This window comes from Massilia sp. LXY-5 (genome assembly GCF_059801075.1).
In genome coordinates this window covers 182,918-198,976 of sequence record NZ_JBNNEH010000007.1, presented here as the reverse complement: position 1 = coordinate 198,976, position 16,059 = coordinate 182,918, and the positions used below count along the sequence as shown (strand labels likewise).

Genomic DNA, 16,059 nt, shown 5'->3' with positions numbered 1-16,059 from the left:
AATTCTGCCGGTCAATCTTTACGCCGGCGCCCCGCCGCGCCACGGTTTCGTGGCGTCGCCAGCGAAAATAAATCCTTCGGCGTATCATGGAACGCATGATTCCTTTCTCGATACTCGACCTGTCGCCCATTGCCGAAGGCAGCGACGCACGCACTTCTTTCCACCATTCCCTCGACCTCGCCCAGCATGGCGAACGCTGGGGTTTCAACCGTTTCTGGCTGGCCGAACACCATGGCATGCCCGGTATCGCCAGCGCCGCCACCTCGGTGCTGATGGGCTATGTTGCGGCCGGCACCTCGACCATCCGGGTCGGCGCCGGCGGCATCATGCTGCCGAACCATTCGCCGCTCGTGATTGCCGAACAGTTCGGCACGCTCGAATCGCTGTTCCCGGGCCGCATCGACCTCGGCCTGGGCCGCGCGCCCGGCTCCGACCACATCACCGCGCGCGCCCTGCGGCGCAACTTGTCGTCGGATGCCGACGAATTCCCGCAGGACGTTCTCGAGCTGCAGGATTATTTCGCCGATTCGCCGCGGCGCCAGGTACGCGCCGTGCCCGGTGCCGGTTTGAACGTGCCGCTGTGGATCCTCGGTTCCAGCCTGTTCGGCGCCCAGCTGGCCGCCCACCTCGGCCTGCCGTATGCGTTCGCTTCGCACTTCGCGCCGCAGATGATGATGCAGGCGATCGAACTGTACCGCGCGAACTTCAAGCCGTCCGCGCAATTGGACAAGCCTTATGTCATGCTCGGCTTTAATGTGTTCGCCGCGGACACCGACGAGGAAGCGCATTTCCGCGCGACCTCGATGCAGCAGGCCTTCGTGAACCTGCGCAGCGGCCGTCCGACGCGTCTGCAGCCGCCGGTGCGCGGCTACCTCGAAGCGCTGGGGCCGTCGGAACGGATGATGCTCGACGGGGTGCTGTCGTGCTCGGCGATCGGCTCGCCGGAGACGGTGGCGCAGCAGTTGAAGGCATTCATTGCGCACACACGCGCGGACGAGCTGATGATTACCTCGCAGATTTTCGATCACGCGGCGCGCTTGCGCTCGTACGAGATTACGGCGCAGGTGCGCGACGCGGCGTAACACGTATTGCAGGGGTCATGGAGGCCAATGGCCTCCATGACCCTACGCTTCTCCGGTCCCCGCCTGCAACGCGTCGATCAGCTCCGCAGTCGTCCTCACCTTCCCCATCATCCTGAACATGTTCTTGCACGCAAACGCGTGCGCCTCGGCCGTGATGCCGCTCATCGCGTCCTCGGCGAACACGAGTCCATACCCACGGTCATAGGCCGCGCGCGCGGTCGACTCGACGCCGATGTTCGTGACAATGCCGCCAAGAATCAGCGTCTTGATATGCCGTCGCCGCAGCAGCTGGTCGAGCTCGGTGCCATAGAAGGCGCCCCACTGGCGCTTGGTGATCACGATGTCCGTCGCCTCGACACCCGCCTCCGGCGCGAAATGCGAGGCGTCGGGCGGCGGCGGCGGCGCGCCGGCTGCGCGCAGCGGAGCATCCGCCGGCGGCGACTGCAGCTCGTTCATCAATACGCGCACAAAAATCACCATGCCGCCGCGGTTGCGCATTTCCTGTGCCAGCAGGACGCAGTTGCCGAGCACGGCCTGCGCCGAATACGGCGCCAGCTCGCGTGCCATGTTGCCGTTTTGAAGGTCAATCAGCACCAGGGCTGTGCCGGCCAGATCAATTGAAAAGTCGTCCATCGCTTCCTCCTTGTCGATCGAGTATCGGACAATCAGTCCGGCGGCGGCGCACGCACCAGAGCGCCAGAGCGCCCGACAAAAGTCTCAGGGCAAGGCGCACCGTCGAAGACAGTACGCCAGTACGGCGAGAAGGTGCAACGCCGCCATGAGGCTTTTTTCGGGCGCTCTCAGGGTTTGTCGGGCACGATGCGCAGAATCCGCGAATGCTCCTCGTCGGTCAGCACATACAGTTGCCCGTCCGGCCCCTGGCGCACGTCGCGCACGCGCTTGCCGATATCGAGCTTTTCCTGGCGCACGACTTTACCGTCGCCGTCGAGGGCGATGCGGCGCAGGTCCATGGCGGCCAGGCTGCCGCTGAACAGGCTGCCGCGCCATTGCGGGAAGGCCGTGCCCGTGTAGAAGGCCAGGCCCGAGGGCGCCGGCGACGGCACCCAGGCGACCAGCGGATCGACCATGCCCGGCACGCTGTGCTTGCCGACCGGCTCGCGCGTCCTGTAGTCGGCGCCGAAGGTCTGGAGCGGCCAGCCGTAATTCTTGCCGCCTTCGATACGGTTGATCTCGTCGCCACCGCGCGGGCCATGCTCGCTCGCATACACGCGCCCGCTCGCCGCATCGACCACCAGGCCCTGGATGTTGCGGTGGCCGTAGGACCAGATTTCCGGGCGCGCGCCGGGACGCGCGGCCAGCGGATTGCCCGGCGCCGGCTTGCCCTCCGCGGTCAGACGCAGGATCGAGCCGTTGTCGCTGGCCAGGTTCTGGGCCTGGTCGCGCGCCAGCATGTTGCCTACGCGCTGGGGCGGATTGCCGCCGTCGCCGATGCTCATCAGCAGGGTGCCGTCCGCCAGCCAGGCCAGGCGCGAACCGAAGTGTTCCGTACCGCTCTTCGAGGGAGACGCCGTGAACAGGGTCTGGATGCCGGAGACCTTGCTGCCGTCGAACACGCCCCGTACGAGGATGGTCCGGTTCTCGCCGCTGCTGCCGTTGGCCATCGTCATGTAGACGCGCAGCTTCGGCCCCTTGTCGGCCGGGTGGAGGGCGATATCGAGCAGGCCGCCCTGGCCGCTCGTCATCAGGGCCGGTAATCCTTCGAGCGGCACCGCCTGCACCTTGTTGCCGCTCACGAGGTGCAGCGTGCCCTCCTTGCCGGTGACCAGCATGCGGCCATCGGGCAGCCAGGCCATGCCCCAGGCTTGCGGCAGCGCGTCGGTGACGGTTTCAGTACGCCAGCCCTTCACTGCCGGCGGCTCGCCGCTGGCCTGGACCTGGGCCAGGGCCGGGAGTGCGCCGGCAAGGCATGCAAGAGTTAACGTTCGGCATCCCAGTTGACTGAATTGCATGCAAACCTCCTTTAAAAGTTGTTAATCAACCGTCATCGTGTCGCAAAAACCGCGCTTTTCAGCAAAGATAGCGAAATCGGCGTATCATCGTTGTTTCTGAACTTGCGTAAGGATGTTCAATGAACCAGCGACGCTCTTTCCTCAAAAGCTCTGTTGTGCTCGCATCCGCAATCGGCATGCCGGTCCTGGCAAAAGCTGCCCAGCCGGCTCCCGCCGAACGCACCCTGCGCCTGTACAACACCCATACTGGTGAAAGCCTGCGTAGTGTTTTCTGGGCCGAAGGCCAGTTCATTCCGGACGCGCTCAAAGATATCAACAAACTGCTGCGCGACCACCGCAACGACAAGATCGCCGAGATGGATCCGAAACTGATCGTGCTGCTCAACGAGGTCAGCGAAAAATTCGGCGACAACCAGGTGCTGCACATCATTTCCGGCTACCGTTCGCCCGAATCGAATGCCAAGCTGGCGGCGGCCTCCAGCGGCGTGGCCACGCACAGCATGCACATGGACGGCAAGGCGATCGACATCCGCATGCCGGGCAAGGACCTGGCCCAGCTGCACAAGGCCGCCATGTCGATGAAGGCCGGCGGGGTCGGCTATTACCCGGACTCGCAATTCGTCCACATGGACACCGGCCGGGTCCGTTACTGGTAAGCCATGCGCCGGCTCCTGCCCTTCCTCCTGCTCGCGTTCGCCGTCTCGGCGGCGGGAGCAGCTGCGGCACAGGAGCCGGCTGCGAAAGTGACCGTCTCGACGACGCGCGATCCGGTCGACAAATCCTACCGCAAGATGATCAAGGGCATGGAGCGCTTCGAGCGCGAGCATGCCTTCGCCCCCAACGCCCCTTTGCGTTTCCAGCTGCTGCCGCGCACGCCCGACGTCAACATGGAGGGCATCAAGCTGCGCGTGGCCGGCGACACGGTCTCGGTGCCGGTGCCGATCGGGCCTGATAACAGTTTTGTGCTTCCCCGCAACGAGCAGGCGCTCAAGGAAGACGCCGCCGTGCTCGCGAACCGCAAGACCACCAGCATGACCTGGCGCGCCCTGATCCGCAGCCCCGGCCTGCCGCCCGATACGCGCCGACTCGGCGACCTGCGCCTGGAGTGCCGCGTCGGCACCGAAGCCGGGCTGGTGTCGAACAATTCGCAACTGTTCGCCTGGCTGTCGAACGCCCTGACGAGCGCCGACCAGGTCTGCAATAGCCCGAACGGCAATTACCTGTTCTTTGCCGACCGCCCGCTGTTCGGCGTGCGCCTGCGCGCCGGCAACCGGGTCGAGGACCTGCCTTTCAAGATGCTCTACGCCGGCGGCGACCAGACGGCCGAGATGCTGCGCTTCTGCGACTGCCAGGTGCTGCTCGACCGCACTTATTACGCGCCCCTGTGGGACAAGAGCTGGCCCGACGATACCCTGGTCGAATTCGATTACATGACGGACGCGGCGCCGGGCGCGCAGCCGCCGGAGGCCGGCCGATGAAACGCGCCGGTTTCCTGCCCCTCGTGCTGGCCCTGCTGCTGGCCGGCTGCGCCATCGGCCAGGCCACGCCCGGCACCCAGGCACCGGCCGAACGCCTTGCCTCCTCGATCGTGCCCGGCCGCACCACCAAGGCCGAACTGCTCGCGAGCTTCGGCAAGACGAAAAGCGTGGTCTTCGACAGCGGCTACGAAGCCTGGCTCTACCAGTCGCCGGCCGGCGGCGGGCGCTTTACGGAATTCGTCGTGCTGATCGACCCGTCCGGGGTCGTTGCGAAAACCCGTCAGCGCGCAGCTGCGGCACCCTAGGAACCACGCGCTATAAGCGCCTGTCGAAGCCCTCAGAAGATGCAACGCAGCCATGGGGGCTCTGACGGGCGCTGACGTGCGCAGCCAATTGATGAACACTGGCAGAATCTCCCCCAGAGACGTTCCGTCCTGGAGGCCCACCATGCTGGTCGATCGCGTACGGATGTTCATCCTGTCCCTGCTGCTCCTGCTTGCCGGTTGTGGCGGTGGCGGCGGCAATCCCGGCACTCCTGGCACTTCCAACCCTCCCCCGACGGCGACCACCGGCTCGCTGCAAGTGGCGGTCACTGGCCTGCCCACGGGCCTGAATGCGGCCGTGCGCATCACCGGCCCGAATAATTTTTCCAGGGACCTGGCCGGCACGCAAACGCTGCCTGACTTGGCGGCCGGCAGCTACAGCGTGGCCGCGTCCAGCATCACGCTCGGCGGCACGACCTATACGCCCACCCCGGCGGTGCAAAGCGTGGTCGTGACGGCCGGCGGCACTGCCACGGCGACCATCGCTTATGCCGGCACGGCCCTCGCCCTGGCGCTGGCGGACATCGGCCCCACCTTCACCAGCCCCACCTTCGTCACCGCCCCGCCCGGCGACGATCGCCTGTTCGTGCTTGAGCGGCGCGGCGTGATCCGGGTCGTACGCAACGGCAGCGTGCTCACGCAAGCCTGGCTCGACATCAGCGCGAACGTATTCACGGGCGGCGAAGGCGGCCTGCTGTCGATGGCCTTCGACCCCAACTTCGCCAGCAACGGCTACTTCTACGTGTACTACACAGACACGGCCCAGAACATCGTCGTCGAACGCTACGCCAGCTCGCCCACACCGAACGTCGCCGATCCGACTTCGGGCCTGGTCATCCTGCGCGCCGCCCATCCGCAGTTCACGAACCATTTCGGCGGCCTGGTCGCCTTCGGGCCGGACGGCATGCTGTATGCCGGGCTGGGCGACGGTGGCGGCGCCGGCGATCCGTTCGGGAATGCGCAAAACCTGGGCGTCCTGCTCGGCAAGCTGCTGCGCGTGGACGTGCGCACGGCCAACAGCGGCCAGCCCTACACGATCCCCGTCACCAACCCTTACCTGAACCAGCCCGGACGCCGGCCCGAGATCTGGGCCGCCGGATTGCGCAATCCGTGGCGCTATGCGTTCGACGGCGAGCGCCTGTATATCGCCGACGTCGGCCAGGCCGCGCGCGAGGAAGTGAACCTGGCCAGTTCCTCGCAAGGCGGCCTGAACTACGGCTGGGACATTCTCGAGGGCACGGCCTGCTTCGAGGCCGCCACCTGCAACCGCACCGGCCTCACGCTTCCCGTCTTCGAATACGAACATGGCGCGAACAACGTGAATGGCTGCTCCATTACCGGCGGCTATGTCTACCGCGGAACGGCGATACCGGAACTCGCGGGCCGCTATTTCTATTCGGATTATTGCCGCGGCTATATTAAAAGCTTCTTTGCCGGCGACGCCGGCGTCGCCGAACAGCGCGACTGGAACCTGAACACTGCCGGCCGGGTGGTCTCCTTCGGGCGCGACGGGGCCGGCGAGCTGTATGTGGTCAGTGAAAGCGGGCGGATCTTCAAGCTGGTGCGGGGCAGCGCGGGCTGACGGAATCTCGAGAAACCGTAGCGAGCGGAAGGAGCTTCGGTTGAGGAGCGGAGCTGTACAAGCGTACAGCGAGCACCGCAGACCGGAGATCCGACGCGCAGTAGGTTTATCGGGATTCCGAAGGTAAAATTATGGGATGGCACGCTTACAACTCCACTTCCCCGAAGACCAGTACTACTATTCCACGCCGCTGACGGTGCGCGTGACCGACATCAACGGCGCGAACCACCTCGGCAACGACTCGATGATCTCGATGATCTCCGAGGCGCGCGCCCGCTTCCTGTTCGAGTTCGGCGTCCCCGAAACCGAGCGCGACGGCACCGGCATCATCGTCACCGACCTGGCCACCACTTACCGCGCCGAAGCGCATGCACGCGACCAGCTGCTGTTCGAAGTCGGCGTCATGGATTTCAATAAATACGGCGGCGACATCACCTTCCGCATCACGCGACCGAAAGACAAGGCCCTGGTCGCCATGGCCAAGTCCGGCTTTGTCTTCTTCAACTACAAGACCAGCCAGGTCGTTGCCATGCCCGAAGGATTCCGCGCCAAGTTCGACCGCGTGAACTGGATCGACTGAACACCGGCACCCATCGCGAAAAATAGTTGGAACTTTCCGGCCTTGAAACCGGAATACGGGTGAGAGATGACCACCATGCCCATCACCCCGACCACTTCCGACGACGAGCTGCTGCGCAGGATGCGCAGCGGCGATGCGCAGGCCTTTGCCGCGCTCTACCGGCGCCACCAGGGCCCGCTGTACCGCTTCGCCCTGCTGCGCTGCGGCTCGGCCGGCACCGCCGCCGACGCCGTGCAGGAAGCCTTCATGGGTCTGCTCACCGGACGCCTTTCCTACGATCCCCTGCGCGGTTCGCTGTCGAATTTCCTGTTCGGCGTGGCGCGCCTGCTGATCCTGAAACACGAGGAACCGCGCCGGCGCGAAGCGCCCCTGCCCGAGCCGGACGAGGATGCACCGGAGCCGGCGGCCGACGGCGCATGTCCGCTGGACCGGGTGCTGGCCAGCGAGTCCGCCGAGGAAGTGCGGCGCGCACTGGCCCGGCTGGCGCCGCATTACCGCGAGGCCGTCATCCTCTACGAACTGCACGGCCTGTCCTACCTCGAGATCGCCACGATCTGCGCGGTCGACATCGGCACCGTGCGCTCGCGCCTGGCGCGCGGACGCGCCGCACTGGCCAGGGCGCTGCGCAGCCACGCCCCGCAAGCCTCCTGACAAGGACACGATCATGACGCATGACGACAACCCCGAACTCGACACCCGCCTGGCGCAGCTGCGCAGCGCCCTCGCCGGCGTCGACGCCCCGCGCTGCGTGGAAAAGGAATTGATGCAGGCTTTTACCAGCCAGTTCGCCCGGCAGCGGCCCTGGTACCGGCGCCTCGGCCTGCTCGAGTGGAGCGCGACCGCCGCCTGCCTGCTGGTCACCGCCGCCGTGTTCGGACTGCTGATGCTGCCGCCGCACCTGGCGGGAGAGTCGCAGCTGCAGCCGCTGGTACGCATCGACAGCGGCGCCGCCTTCATCGCGCTCGATTCCTTCGAGCGCATCGAAGCGGAACCCGACCCGCGCCTGGTCGAGACCGAAGTGCCGCGCACCATGCTGGCCGCGCTCGGCCTGCCGGTCACGCCGGAAAACGCGGGCGAGGCGGTGCGCGCCGAAATGCTGGTGGGCGCCGGCGGCGAACCGCTGGCCCTGCGCCTGACTTCCATCGATTGACCGTTTTATTCACCCCCGAGGACACCATGAACACGAACCGATTGCTGCTCGCTGCCCTGCTCGCCTGTTTTGCGCTGCCTGCCCTGGCCGATGAAACCGCCCCGCCCCTGCCGCCGCAGGGCGAATGGAGCCACCCGGGCGAGGATGTCCGCATCGTCCAGCGCGGTCATGCGCAAGCGGTGAAGAATGCGCCGTACAGCGCCCAGGCCGTCTCCGAGCGGCTGCAGCAACTCCCGGACGGTAACCAGATCGAACGGCGCACGAGTTCGGCCAGCTACCGCGACAGTGCCGGCCGCACCCGCCACGAGCTGCGCAACGCCCAGGGAGAATTGCGCACGGTGACGATCAACGATCCGGTGCTGGGTGCGACCTGGATCCTGCACCCGCAGACACACACCGCGCAGCGCCTGCCTTCCCGCGCCGAGATCGAGCGCATCACCCGAACCGCCCGCGAAACGGCGCGCACCGCGCGTGAAACGGCGCGGGCACAGGTCGAACGGTTGCGCCAGGAAGGACGCCTGCCGCCACACGAACGGGCCGATGGCGAAGACCGCGTCACCGTCCGCGTCGAGCGCCGGGTGGAGGACGAGCGCGCCGGCGACCAGGATGGCCGCCGCGAGACGGTGCGTGTGATCCGCCTGCCGCGCGCACCCGGCACCGAGGCCGCGGAGATCGGCCCTCGCATCGGTCCGATGATCGCCGGCGCCATCTCCGGCGCGCTGGGCGACAACAAATGGGCGGCGAAAGCGGTCAGCCGCGATCTCGGCACGCGCGACTTCAACGGCGTCAAGGCCGAAGGCAAGCAGCGCAGCTACGAGATCCCGGCCGGCGAAGTGGGCAACCGCAACCCGATCGTGGTGAGCGACGAAACCTGGTATGCGCCGGACCTGCAGGTGACGGTGTATGCGAAACACAGCGACCCGCGCAGCGGCGACTATGTCTACCGCCTGGAAAACCTCAAGCGCGGCGAGCCGGATGCGGCCCTGTTCGCGGTGCCGTCGGACTACCAGGTGCGCGAAATCGGCAAGCGGATGCCGGGTGTGGCGGGGAAAAACGCGGAGTGAAAAAGACCATGCCGGCGGCAGCCGGCATGGAGGTAGTGTTCACCGTTATGCTTGGCTGGCACGTACGACGCGCAGCCCGCAGGGCAAGGCTCAGCGGCTAGCGTAATGCTGTCGCGGCGCGACCATCGCATGGAACCATTCGGTGATCATCGGTTTTTCAAAGCGCAGCGCGTCGCCATCGTAATAGCGGTTGGAACGGTCCATGAACCCCATGTCACGCAACTCTACCTTGCCGCTGCGCGCGATCTGCCCATTGCTTTCCAACTCGAATTCCAAATTGATGCGCGGCCAGTCCGTGGCAATGCTTACGGTGCGCACTTCGCGCGTGCCGTTCGTCGGCACCCTGCGTCCGGCCAGGTCGATATCGTCGACGTCGATGCGCAGGATCTGCCCCGGCGCTAGCTGGGCACCGAGTTTGACGAAGTGTGCAGTCAGCTCGTTCAGCACCCGGGTACGCTCCCGCGCGTCCGTCGGCAAGTCGGCAAAACGCTCGGACTGGACATAATTGACGACTACCTCTGCCGAAGCAGGGCCGGCGCCCAGCGCCAGCAAACCGGTGACAGCGAGCATATGAATTACCTTCTTCATGACGACTCCTTATTTGTCGTATTGCCAATTGTGATTGGATGCAACGACACAAATATACCTCTAGTTCAGCAAACGAATGTGACGACATGTAAATTGCGCAGTCAATTCGATCGATTCCGCCGGTTTGATACAGCACGCATGTTGATCGGCGCACTCGGGGCGACATGTTGGGCGTGCGCATAAAAATAATGCCGGCAATGCCGGCATTATCGGTTCATGGAAGGCGGGCGATGCTCAGCGCCGCGCGGCGCGTTCGCGCGGCATGATCGTCGAATAGAACCAGTCGTCGATCATGCGTTTTTCGTAGCGCAGCGAGTCGCCGTCGGTATAGCGGCCGATGCGGTCCATGAAGGCCATGTCGCGCAACTTCACGTCGCCGCCGCGCACCACCTGGCCATTGCTCTCGATCGCGTAATGCAGGTCGATGCGCGGCCAGTCGACGCCGTTTTCCTTGACGATGCGCAGGTCGCGCGCACCACGGGTCGGGTATTCGCGTCCCGCCAGGTCGATGTCCTGCACATCGATGCGCAGGTTCTGCCCCGGCGGCAACTGCGCGCCGAGCCTGGCGAAATGCTGGGTCAGGTCTTTCAGCACCGCTTCACGTTCCCAGGGCGCGAACGGCAGGTCGGAAAAGCGCTCGGGCTGGATATAGTTCACGGTCACATCGGCCGAGGCCGCGCCGGCCGCCAGCGCCAGCAGGCCGCTCAAGGCCAGTTGTCGAATCACGTTCTTCATGGCGATTCCTCGCTTTCGGTATCTTGATTTTTACCATGCAAATATACGCCCCTTTGGCGCATGGCGACGTCTACGCCAGGTAAATTCTGTATCCGATTGTTAGTCCTCGCACAGCCAGGCTCACCCGGCAGGCGCAGACTTAGAGCGCCTAACAAAAGCGTCAGGGCAAGGCGCATCGTCGAAGACAGTACGACTGTACGGCGAGACGATGCAACGCCGCCATGGCGGTTTTGGTAGGCGCTCTTGGTTTTCAAGGAGGGTTGCCCGTGCCAGAAGGACCATCGCTTTTTATTTTGAAGGAAGAAACGGCCCGCTTCGTCGGCCGGCAAATCGTCGAAGCCGGCGGCAACGTGAGGGCCATCGACCCGACGCGCCTGCTCGGCCAGACGATCGTGTCGCTGCGCACCTGGGGCAAGCATTTCCTTATCGAATTGCCGAACATGGCGATCCGCATCCACTTCCTGCTGTTCGGCACCTACCGCGTCAACGAAGAGCGCGAGGGCAAAGTGCCGCGCCTGTGGCTGCGCACGGCCGAGGGAGAGGTGCTGAACTTCTATGCCTGCGCGGTGCGCGAGATCGATACCGATCTCGACAGCCAGTACGACTGGAGCGCCGACGTCATGAGCGAGACCTGGGACCCGAAACAGGCGCGCAAGAAGCTGCGTGCCTGTCCCGAGATGCTGGCCTGCGACGCCTTGCTGGACCAGGACATCTTCTCGGGCGTAGGCAACATCATCAAGAACGAAGTGCTGTTTCGGATCCGCGTACATCCGGCCTCGACGGTGGGCGCCCTGCCCGCCCCCAAGCTGCGCGCCCTGGTCGAGGAAGCGCGCCAGTACAGCTTCGATTTCCTCGGCTGGAAGAGACAGTATGTCCTCAAGCAGCATTGGCTGGCCCATGCCAAGAAGATTTGTCCGCGCTGCGACATCCCGTTGTCCAAGGCCCACCTCGGCCGCACCAACCGGCGCAGTTTCTTCTGCGAGAAGTGCCAGAAGAGGTATAACTAGAGGCTATTGACTCATCCAGCCAACACTTCCGTATTCCTTGCATTCCGTCCCAATGTATTGCCTGTTGTTAATGCTGCGTAGCCGTACTACAATCGATTCGACTTACATTTAACCGTTGTTTCGTTCGTATCGACCTTACGGTATCGGAAACGTTATGTCTTTTTTGTCTGCCGCTACGCCCAAGCTCGCGCCCTGGAAAGTTTTGCTCGTCGATGACGAGCCGGATATCCACGACATCACCAAGCTCACGCTGAACCGGTTCCGCCTCGACGGCCGGGCCTTGAGCTTCCTGCATGCCTACAGCGGCGCCGAAGCGAAGGAAATCCTGGCGCGCGAAAAGGATATCGCGCTGGTCTTCCTCGACGTGGTGATGGAGCGCGAAGACAGCGGTCTGGAGGTGGCGCGCTGGATGCGGCAAGACCTGGACAACCAGTTCAGCCGCATCGTGCTGCGTACCGGCCAGCCGGGACAGGCGCCCGAAGAGCGCGTGATCGTCGACTACGACATCAACGACTACAAGGAAAAGACGGAGCTCGACCGGACGAAACTGTTCACCACGACCTTCGCCGCGCTGCGCGCCTACCGCGACATCATGAAGGTCGAAGATGCCCGCCGCGTGCAGGTGAGCTACCGCGAAGGCCTGGAGCGCGTGCTGGCCGCCTCCTCGCACATCTTCAAACAGCGCAATTTAAAGGATTTCGCCAGCGGCCTGCTGCAGCAGGTCGTCGCCCTGCTGCGCCTGGAACAGAGCATGCTGCTGCGCCTGAAGGGCGCCAGCATGATCAGCGGAGAAAGCCAGTACGAGGTGCTGGCCAAGATCGGCGAATTCGGCGACGGCATCGACCCGGCCCTGGTGGCGCAGCTGGACGAGGCGCGCCACAACCGCATCTCGAAACTGTATGGCGACACCTATGTCGGCTACTTCCCGAACAACAGCGGCAAGGCGTCCTTGCTGGTGCTGCAAGGCGTCGAAGAAATCTCCGACATCGACGCGCAATTGCTGGAAGTGTTCTGCTCGGGCGTGGCGATCGCCTTCGATAACATCCTGCTGAACCAGGAAATCACCGACACCCAGGCCGAACTCATCCTGCGCCTGGGCGACGTGGTCGAATCGCGCTCGAACGAGGCCGGCAACCACGTGCGCCGCATGGCGCAGGTCTGTCATTTGCTGGCCCAGGCCTCCGGACTGCCGGAAGACGAGACGGCGGTGCTGATGCACGCCGCGCCGATGCACGACATCGGCAAGATCGCGACGCCGGACGCGGTGCTGTTGAAACCTGGCCGCCTGACGCCGGAAGAGTGGGAAGTCATGAAGCAGCACCCGACAGTCGGCCTGCAGATCCTGGACGGCTCGAGCCGCCCGATCCTGAAGGCCGCCGCCGTGATCGCCCACCAGCACCACGAGAAATACGACGGCAGCGGCTATCCGCAGGGTTTGAAGGGAGAGGACATCCACCCCTACGCGCGCATCGTCGCGGTCGCCGACGTGTTCGACGCCCTGAGCCACAAGCGCGTCTACAAGGATGCCTGGCCGACCCAGCAAGTCACCGACTACCTGCGCGAAGTCGCCGGGCAGCATCTCGATCCGCACTATGTGGATTTGCTGATCAAGAATATGGACAAGGCGGTGGAGATCAACCGGCAATGGCCGGATTGAACAGGTGAACATGTAGGGTGGGCACTCCGTGCCCACGCGGTGATACGTGCCCTCAAGATCGTCGAGCACGACATCGGAGCCGGTCCGTATCACGCGTGGGGTCATTGAAGCCAATGGCTTCAATGACAGCTTCACTTCGGAGAGCCCACCCTACGGTGCACGAAGGCTAACGTAACAGTTCTCGCTTGACTGACTGGCATCAGGCCGCCAGCTTCTGCTCCTTCCGGCTGCGCGGGAAACTCAAGGCATAACGCAAGCCCTCCCCCGGCGCACTCTGCACCTGCACGCTGCCGCCCAGCGGCCCGGTCACCAGGTTGTACAGGATGTGCGCCCCCAGCCCGCTGCCCCCATTCCCGCGCTTGGTCGTGAAGAAGGGATCGAACAGCTTGTCGAGCGTGTCCTGGTCCATGCCGGCGCCATCGTCCGCATACGACAGCGACACCACATCGCCATCGACCGCCGCGCGGATCGCAATCGCGCCCTTCTGGTCGTGCTCGAAACCGTGCACCAGCGAATTCATCAGCATGTTGGTGACGATCTGCGAGACGGCGCCCGGATAGCTTTCCAGCACCAGGTCCGGCGGACAATCGACCTCCACCTTCACCGGCCGGCCTTTCAGTTTCGGCTGCAAGGACAGCAGCACTTCGTTCAGATAGCTGCGCAAATTGAAACTGCGGATGTCGTCCGAAGACTGGTCCACCGCCACCTGCTTGAAACTACGCACCAGGCTGGCTGCGCGCTGGGTGTTGGTGGTCATGATGCGCAGCGACTGGTCGATGATGTCGAGGAAGCTGTTCAGACTGTCCTCGGTCATTTCGCCGGCGCCGAGTTCTTCGCGCGTCAGGCGCAATTCCTCGACCAGGTGGCTGGTCGCCGTCACGCAGATGCCGAGCGGAGTGTTGATTTCGTGCGCGACGCCGGCCACCAGGCGCCCCAGCGAGGCCAGCTTTTCCTGGCGCACCAGTTCGCCCTGCGCCTGCTGCAATTGCGTCAGGGCCGTGTTCAGCGCGGCATTCTGCTCTTCCAGCATGTCCTTCGTTTTACGCAGGCGGTAGTCGGCCTGCATCCGCGCCAGGGCGACGGCGACGTGGCTGGCCATGAAGGCCAGCAGGTCGAGGTCGGCCTTGGTGTAGATCACGGCCGGATCGTAGCTCTGCACGACCAGCACGCCATATGGCTTGTCGTGGACCAGCATTGGCGCCCCCATCCAGCTGGCGATGCCGGCATTGCCCAGCGGCTCCTGCACCAGACCGTTGGCGACCAGGCGCGCAAAGCTGCCGGCGTCGTGCAGCTGCGCCTGTTTCGAGGCGAGCACGTAGGAGCACATCGCCTTGCCATAGGGGAAGCGCGTGACCGGAGCGGTGGTGTCCTTCTGGTCGACAAAATACGGAATGCTGATTTCGTCCGTTTCGGGATGGTAGAGGCCGATCAGGAAGTTTTCCGCGACCATCAATTCGCCGATGATGCGGTGCAGGCTGGTGGTCAGCACCTCCTTGTCGGCGGCGCTCGCGGACAGGGTCGCGATCTGATAGAGCGCATGTTGCACCTGCTCGGCGCGGCGGCGCTCGGCCACTTCATGGGCCAGGCGCGCGGTGCGTTCCTGCACGGCGCGTTCCAGGCGGTCCATGCTTTGCAGGCTCTGCAGCGCCACCGAGACGTGGTTGGCGATCACGCCGAACAGGGCCTGGTCTTCGGCACTATAGGTATTCTCGGGGCTATAGCTCTGGATCACGATCGCGCCCAGCGGCAGGTGCTGCTGGTCGAGCAGCGGGCAGCCCATCCAGTGCTCGGCCGCACTGCCGGCGCCGAAGTTCGATCCCTGCGCTTCGCGCGCCTGGAAATCGGCGGCGGTCACGACCAGGGTCTGGCGATTCAGGATGACCCAGGCGGTGGGCGATTCGTCCGGCGAGGCGAGCTGCACCGGATGGTTGAGCGGCGGGCCTTCGTCGGATTCGTCGACGAAATAGACGAAGCGCACCGTGCCCTCGTCGCGGTCCGACAGCGCCACGTAGAAGTTGGCCGCATACATGATGCGGCCCAGGGCGCGGTGCACGGCGCGGATGAATTCGGTGATGTCGCTGCAGCTGGTCGACGTCTGCCCGATTTCGAGCAACATCGACTGGACCGCTTCGAGCCGGTCAAGACGTTCCATGGCTTCCCTTGAAGAATTAATTCCCAAGGGAAATATTAGCAGCGGGCGGGCTTTAAAGCACGCTCCTTGCGCGAAACTGTGGCGTGACGGTATATAAAGCGCCGATGCGCGCGTCGATCAGCGCGGTGCCTTGTACCCGTTCTCGATCCAGCTCTGCGCGGAGGATGGCGTCAGCTTGAAGTTGGCGGCCACGCGCACCTGGGCCAACTGCTCGCCCATCTCGTCGACGGCGGTCAGCAGCGCATACGGGTCATCGTCGTCCGGCTTGATATCGAGCGTGATTTTCAGTTCGCTGCCTTCCCACCACACCACGGTGCTTTTATGCAGCATCGCGTGCAGGTGCTGCTCGTGGCGGCGAATGACCTCGGAGGCCGTCTTGATCAGGGTATTGAAGGCGTTGACGTCGAGCGGCTTCGGGTTTTTCTTGTCGCGGCCCATGGTCCACGGACCGACCAGCGCCGGCTCCGGTTCGCCATCCTTGTACATGGCGACGGCCCAGCCCTCGTCATCCTCGTTCTTGATCACGCGTGCGGTCCAGCCATTGCCTTGCCACAGGCGCGCTTCCTGCACCGGCGCATCGTCCTCGCCCGGTTCCAGGTCAGTTACATCGTCGTTCATCGCTCGCTGTTTCCTTCTGCGGGACTATCGCCCAAAGGTAAGATTTTAGAGGAACAGCAGGGTCGATGCGATA

The 16,059-nt window shown here is 64.4% G+C and carries 17 protein-coding genes; 11 read left to right on the top strand and 6 right to left on the bottom strand.

Features of this window, described 5'->3' with window-relative positions; all coding sequences use genetic code 11:
• Window positions 1-95 precede the first annotated feature (95 nt).
• Entirely contained in the window at window positions 96-1,082 is a 987-nt protein-coding gene (locus tag ACI48I_RS22085; RefSeq protein WP_193688840.1) for an LLM class flavin-dependent oxidoreductase, read from the top strand.
• A 42-nt stretch (window positions 1,083-1,124) separates the two neighbouring features.
• On the opposite strand, the gene ACI48I_RS22080 is transcribed toward ACI48I_RS22085, so the two are convergent.
• Window positions 1,125-1,715: an isochorismatase family protein gene (locus ACI48I_RS22080; RefSeq protein WP_193687323.1), complete on the bottom strand. Its 591-nt coding sequence runs from the start codon at window positions 1,713-1,715 to the stop codon at window positions 1,125-1,127.
• 167 nt (window positions 1,716-1,882) lie between these two features.
• Complete coding sequence (locus tag ACI48I_RS22075; protein ID WP_498575415.1) at window positions 1,883-3,052, bottom strand: PQQ-dependent sugar dehydrogenase; 1,170 nt, start codon at window positions 3,050-3,052, stop codon at window positions 1,883-1,885.
• A 119-nt stretch (window positions 3,053-3,171) separates the two neighbouring features.
• Between ACI48I_RS22075 and mepK the strand changes: the two genes are divergently transcribed.
• The 8 genes from mepK to ACI48I_RS22035 all read left to right on the top strand — a co-directional run bounded on the left by mepK (window position 3,172) and on the right by ACI48I_RS22035 (window position 9,229).
• Window positions 3,172-3,708 carry a peptidoglycan L,D-endopeptidase MepK gene (gene mepK / locus ACI48I_RS22070; RefSeq protein WP_193687325.1) on the top strand — a complete coding sequence of 179 codons (537 nt, stop codon included), beginning with the start codon at window positions 3,172-3,174 and terminating at the stop codon, window positions 3,706-3,708.
• 3 nt (window positions 3,709-3,711) lie between these two features.
• Window positions 3,712-4,530 (top strand): hypothetical protein, encoded by an 819-nt coding sequence (locus tag ACI48I_RS22065; protein WP_498575414.1) that lies wholly within the window; start codon window positions 3,712-3,714, stop codon window positions 4,528-4,530.
• Entirely contained in the window at window positions 4,527-4,835 is a 309-nt protein-coding gene (locus ACI48I_RS22060) for a hypothetical protein (protein WP_498575413.1), read from the top strand. The genes ACI48I_RS22065 and ACI48I_RS22060 overlap by 4 nt, the downstream gene beginning before the upstream one ends.
• Before the next feature lie 142 nt (window positions 4,836-4,977).
• Window positions 4,978-6,435 carry a PQQ-dependent sugar dehydrogenase gene (locus ACI48I_RS22055; protein WP_498575412.1) on the top strand — a complete coding sequence of 486 codons (1,458 nt, stop codon included), beginning with the start codon at window positions 4,978-4,980 and terminating at the stop codon, window positions 6,433-6,435.
• Window positions 6,436-6,571: 136 nt separating this feature from the next.
• Complete coding sequence (locus tag ACI48I_RS22050) at window positions 6,572-7,015, top strand: thioesterase family protein (RefSeq protein ID WP_498575411.1); 444 nt, start codon at window positions 6,572-6,574, stop codon at window positions 7,013-7,015.
• 66 nt (window positions 7,016-7,081) lie between these two features.
• Window positions 7,082-7,666 (top strand): RNA polymerase sigma factor, encoded by a 585-nt coding sequence (locus ACI48I_RS22045; RefSeq protein WP_498575410.1) that lies wholly within the window; start codon window positions 7,082-7,084, stop codon window positions 7,664-7,666.
• A gap of 13 nt (window positions 7,667-7,679) precedes the next feature.
• Window positions 7,680-8,165, top strand: a complete 486-nt coding sequence (locus tag ACI48I_RS22040) for a hypothetical protein (RefSeq protein ID WP_193687331.1) — start codon at window positions 7,680-7,682, stop codon at window positions 8,163-8,165.
• A gap of 26 nt (window positions 8,166-8,191) precedes the next feature.
• Entirely contained in the window at window positions 8,192-9,229 is a 1,038-nt protein-coding gene (locus ACI48I_RS22035; RefSeq protein WP_193687332.1) for a hypothetical protein, read from the top strand.
• Between the two features lie 90 nt (window positions 9,230-9,319).
• On the opposite strand, the gene ACI48I_RS22030 is transcribed toward ACI48I_RS22035, so the two are convergent.
• Together ACI48I_RS22030 and ACI48I_RS22025 are read right to left on the bottom strand one after the other, a co-directional pair.
• Window positions 9,320-9,817 (bottom strand): DUF3016 domain-containing protein, encoded by a 498-nt coding sequence (locus ACI48I_RS22030; RefSeq protein ID WP_498575409.1) that lies wholly within the window; start codon window positions 9,815-9,817, stop codon window positions 9,320-9,322.
• Between the two features lie 234 nt (window positions 9,818-10,051).
• Window positions 10,052-10,552 (bottom strand): DUF3016 domain-containing protein, encoded by a 501-nt coding sequence (locus tag ACI48I_RS22025; RefSeq protein ID WP_498575408.1) that lies wholly within the window; start codon window positions 10,550-10,552, stop codon window positions 10,052-10,054.
• Between the two features lie 266 nt (window positions 10,553-10,818).
• On the opposite strand from ACI48I_RS22025, the gene ACI48I_RS22020 reads away from it, so the two are divergent.
• Both ACI48I_RS22020 and ACI48I_RS22015 read left to right on the top strand, forming a co-directional pair.
• Entirely contained in the window at window positions 10,819-11,559 is a 741-nt protein-coding gene (locus tag ACI48I_RS22020; RefSeq protein ID WP_498575407.1) for a DNA-formamidopyrimidine glycosylase family protein, read from the top strand.
• Between the two features lie 154 nt (window positions 11,560-11,713).
• Window positions 11,714-13,216, top strand: coding sequence for a response regulator (locus ACI48I_RS22015; RefSeq protein ID WP_193687335.1), 1,503 nt, complete (start codon window positions 11,714-11,716; stop codon window positions 13,214-13,216).
• A gap of 199 nt (window positions 13,217-13,415) precedes the next feature.
• On the opposite strand, the gene ACI48I_RS22010 is transcribed toward ACI48I_RS22015, so the two are convergent.
• Complete coding sequence (locus ACI48I_RS22010) at window positions 13,416-15,368, bottom strand: GAF domain-containing sensor histidine kinase (protein WP_498575406.1); 1,953 nt, start codon at window positions 15,366-15,368, stop codon at window positions 13,416-13,418.
• Window positions 15,369-15,485: 117 nt separating this feature from the next.
• Window positions 15,486-15,986, bottom strand: coding sequence for a hypothetical protein (locus ACI48I_RS22005; protein WP_193687337.1), 501 nt, complete (start codon window positions 15,984-15,986; stop codon window positions 15,486-15,488).
• Window positions 15,987-16,059: the final 73 nt, after the last annotated feature.

What these genes read in the sequence shown, in the direction of transcription:
- ACI48I_RS22085 (WP_193688840.1), top strand. Translation starts at nt 96, where the DNA reads ATGATTCCTTTCTCGATACTCGACCTGTCGCCCATTGCCGAAGGCAGC.
- ACI48I_RS22080 (WP_193687323.1), bottom strand. Translation starts at nt 1,715, where the DNA reads ATGGACGACTTTTCAATTGATCTGGCCGGCACAGCCCTGGTGCTGATT.
- ACI48I_RS22075 (WP_498575415.1), bottom strand. Translation starts at nt 3,052, where the DNA reads ATGCAATTCAGTCAACTGGGATGCCGAACGTTAACTCTTGCATGCCTT.
- mepK (WP_193687325.1), top strand. Translation starts at nt 3,172, where the DNA reads ATGAACCAGCGACGCTCTTTCCTCAAAAGCTCTGTTGTGCTCGCATCC.
- ACI48I_RS22065 (WP_498575414.1), top strand. Translation starts at nt 3,712, where the DNA reads ATGCGCCGGCTCCTGCCCTTCCTCCTGCTCGCGTTCGCCGTCTCGGCG.
- ACI48I_RS22060 (WP_498575413.1), top strand. Translation starts at nt 4,527, where the DNA reads ATGAAACGCGCCGGTTTCCTGCCCCTCGTGCTGGCCCTGCTGCTGGCC.
- ACI48I_RS22055 (WP_498575412.1), top strand. Translation starts at nt 4,978, where the DNA reads ATGCTGGTCGATCGCGTACGGATGTTCATCCTGTCCCTGCTGCTCCTG.
- ACI48I_RS22050 (WP_498575411.1), top strand. Translation starts at nt 6,572, where the DNA reads ATGGCACGCTTACAACTCCACTTCCCCGAAGACCAGTACTACTATTCC.
- ACI48I_RS22045 (WP_498575410.1), top strand. Translation starts at nt 7,082, where the DNA reads ATGACCACCATGCCCATCACCCCGACCACTTCCGACGACGAGCTGCTG.
- ACI48I_RS22040 (WP_193687331.1), top strand. Translation starts at nt 7,680, where the DNA reads ATGACGCATGACGACAACCCCGAACTCGACACCCGCCTGGCGCAGCTG.
- ACI48I_RS22035 (WP_193687332.1), top strand. Translation starts at nt 8,192, where the DNA reads ATGAACACGAACCGATTGCTGCTCGCTGCCCTGCTCGCCTGTTTTGCG.
- ACI48I_RS22030 (WP_498575409.1), bottom strand. Translation starts at nt 9,817, where the DNA reads ATGAAGAAGGTAATTCATATGCTCGCTGTCACCGGTTTGCTGGCGCTG.
- ACI48I_RS22025 (WP_498575408.1), bottom strand. Translation starts at nt 10,552, where the DNA reads ATGAAGAACGTGATTCGACAACTGGCCTTGAGCGGCCTGCTGGCGCTG.
- ACI48I_RS22015 (WP_193687335.1), top strand. Translation starts at nt 11,714, where the DNA reads ATGTCTTTTTTGTCTGCCGCTACGCCCAAGCTCGCGCCCTGGAAAGTT.
- ACI48I_RS22010 (WP_498575406.1), bottom strand. Translation starts at nt 15,368, where the DNA reads ATGGAACGTCTTGACCGGCTCGAAGCGGTCCAGTCGATGTTGCTCGAA.
- ACI48I_RS22005 (WP_193687337.1), bottom strand. Translation starts at nt 15,986, where the DNA reads ATGAACGACGATGTAACTGACCTGGAACCGGGCGAGGACGATGCGCCG.